The organism is Devosia sp. (assembly GCF_017307565.1).
Classification (GTDB): Bacteria; Pseudomonadota; Alphaproteobacteria; order Rhizobiales; family Devosiaceae; genus Devosia.
This window is the reverse complement of the sequence record NZ_JAFKHD010000014.1, coordinates 1-2,132: the sequence shown is the minus strand read 5'-3', so window position 1 is coordinate 2,132 and position 2,132 is coordinate 1. Positions and strand designations below refer to the sequence as shown.

General features: G+C 61.7%; 4 protein-coding genes. 1 reads left to right on the top strand and 3 read right to left on the bottom strand.

Annotated features, from left to right (window positions below; genetic code table 11):
* Window positions 1–74: 74 nt before the first annotated feature.
* Together J0I64_RS00185 and J0I64_RS00180 are read right to left on the bottom strand one after the other, a co-directional pair.
* The gene (locus tag J0I64_RS00185) at window positions 75–431 is read right to left on the bottom strand and encodes a DMT family protein (RefSeq protein ID WP_291405276.1); all 357 of its coding nucleotides are present in this window, start codon (window positions 429–431) and stop codon (window positions 75–77) included.
* Between the two features lie 83 nt (window positions 432–514).
* Window positions 515–769: a DUF2164 domain-containing protein gene (locus tag J0I64_RS00180; protein WP_291405274.1), complete on the bottom strand. Its 255-nt coding sequence runs from the start codon at window positions 767–769 to the stop codon at window positions 515–517.
* Between the two features lie 96 nt (window positions 770–865).
* Between J0I64_RS00180 and J0I64_RS00175 the strand changes: the two genes are divergently transcribed.
* Window positions 866–1,519 (top strand): hypothetical protein, encoded by a 654-nt coding sequence (locus J0I64_RS00175; protein ID WP_291405273.1) that lies wholly within the window; start codon window positions 866–868, stop codon window positions 1,517–1,519.
* A 4-nt stretch (window positions 1,520–1,523) separates the two neighbouring features.
* Here J0I64_RS00175 and J0I64_RS00170 read toward each other — a convergent pair whose 3' ends face one another.
* On the bottom strand, window positions 1,524–2,003 hold the full coding sequence (locus J0I64_RS00170) for a hypothetical protein (RefSeq protein ID WP_291405271.1): 480 nt from the start codon (window positions 2,001–2,003) through the stop codon (window positions 1,524–1,526).
* Window positions 2,004–2,132: the final 129 nt, after the last annotated feature.

The following is a 2,132-nucleotide window of genomic DNA, read 5'->3' as shown; positions in this document are numbered from 1 at the left end:
CTGCCTCGTGCCGGCCCGGCGGATGACGCCCGATGCCTGGGCGCGGCTGCCCGACCCATTTCCGGCGTGGGCGGCTACTTGAGCGGCCCCTTGAAGATGAAGAAGGCCCCGACGCCGATGAAGCCAAAGCCCACGGCGTGATTCCAGGTGAGTTTTTCGCCGAGATAGAACACGGCGAAAAACGCAAAGACCGACAGGGAAATAACCTCCTGGATGGTCTTCAGCTCTGCCGGTGAATAGACGGCGCTGCCGATGCGATTGGCGGGGATCGCCAGCCAATATTCAAAAAAGGCGATGCCCCAGCTGATCAGCACCACAACCCACAGGATCAGTCCGTGGAATTTGAGGTGCCAATACCAGGCAAAGGTCATGAAAATATTGGAGATGACCAGCAGCGCGATGGGGGCGAGGGTGGGAAAATTCAAACCCATGATGGCAGCACCCTAAGGACGAATCAGTCCTGATGGACTGCCTGAGATGTTTCAATGCCCCGGCCCCGCCTTGGCAAGGGTGATCAGCGCAGGTGCTTGGTCGGCTGCTCGAGCGCGAAAATCTCGTCCGAGAGACTGTCAACCTGCTTGCGGATCAGCGCCTGGGCATCATAGAGGCCGCGATTGTAGAAATAGGCACCCATCTTGTCGGCGAAAAACTGCATCAGCATTTCGGCCGGGATGGCACCGATGCTCTGGTCCAGCTCGATGCGGAAGTAGTCCTGGATCTCGCCCACGATGGCTTTGGTTTCGTCGCGGTCGAATTTGATCGGCTTCATAACAAAATCTCCTTCAGCCCCAGTTCATAGCGCGAGTCGTCAATTGCCGGCATGTGCAAGCTCGGCCAGAATGGCACGGCTTGAGGAGGACATTTGATGAAAACTCGTATCTCGCTTGTGGCGCTGAGTCTCGCCCTGATCGCTGCGCCCGCCATGGCCAAGGACAAGGTCAAGACGGGTCCGACAGACCCGGTCGTGGTGACCTGCGAAGGGGTTTTTGGTCCGAAAAGCTCCGACGCGCTGGTGCGCGAAACCTTTGGCGCGGAAAATGTCGAGACGGGCATGGTCTATGGCGCCGAGGGCATGGAGTTTCAGGCGACGACGGTCTACCCCAACGACCCCGAGCGCGTGATGCAGTTCAGCTGGTGGGACGAGGAAAAGCTCGAATATCTCGGCTCCGTCGAACTGGCGCCGAGCCAGGAGACACCGGCGGGCGTCAAGATCGGCATGACCGTCGCCGAAGTGGAAGCCATCAATGGCGCGCCTTTCACCATTGGCGGCTTCTGGTGGGACTATGGCGGTGGCGCGGTGTTCGAAAAGGGCGCGCTGGTCAATCCCGAGACCGGCTGCGGCTTTTGGATCCGCTTTGCGCCCAAGGAAGATTTTCCCGAGAGCGTCGATGTGACGCCGGTTTCAGGCGAGGTCACGGTGCCATCCTCGGAGCCGCTGCTGAAGACGCTCGATGTGCGGGTGCAGTCGATCGACCTCGGCTATCCGTGGCCCGAGGAACTGCCGCAACCAGAATATTGAGGGCTCAGCAGGTCGATTTGAGCGAGGCGAGCAGCGGCTCGACGAGGTTGTCGAGTTTGGGGCGATCGACCTGCGCATATTCGAGCCGGATGGCGGCATAGCCTGAGCCGTCGCAGAGCTGGATCATGTGCTGCTGCAGCACGCGGCCGGATTTGGTGGCGGACCAGGTGGCCCAGCCCGGCGTCGCCGATTGCGCCATGACGCCCCAGCCGTCCGCGGTGTCCGAGGCGAAACGGGCATTGGCTTCGGATTCAAAGTCCGGCTCGACGACGAAATAGCCGCCCCAGGCGGTGAGTTTGCCGACGCGCCCGTCGAGCAGGAATATCTCACCATCGCCATTCGGGCTCTCGCCCTGGCCTTCGAAGCCGGGCGGGATGTCCAGCTCATAGCCGTAACGGGCATTGCCGTAATAGGACCAGACGGCCTGGGCGAAGGCGGGCGTGGCGAGGATGAGGGCGGCGGCAAGGGTGAGGGCGAAGCGCATGGGCTGAGACTGCCTGCGTCGCGGGCAGGCGGCAAGGGGGATGCGGTACCGCGGTTTCTGAAGCGTTCGCGTGTCAATGAAGCCAGTGGGCACGGCAGCGTATCTTGCCGCGCTGTCACCCCGGCGCAG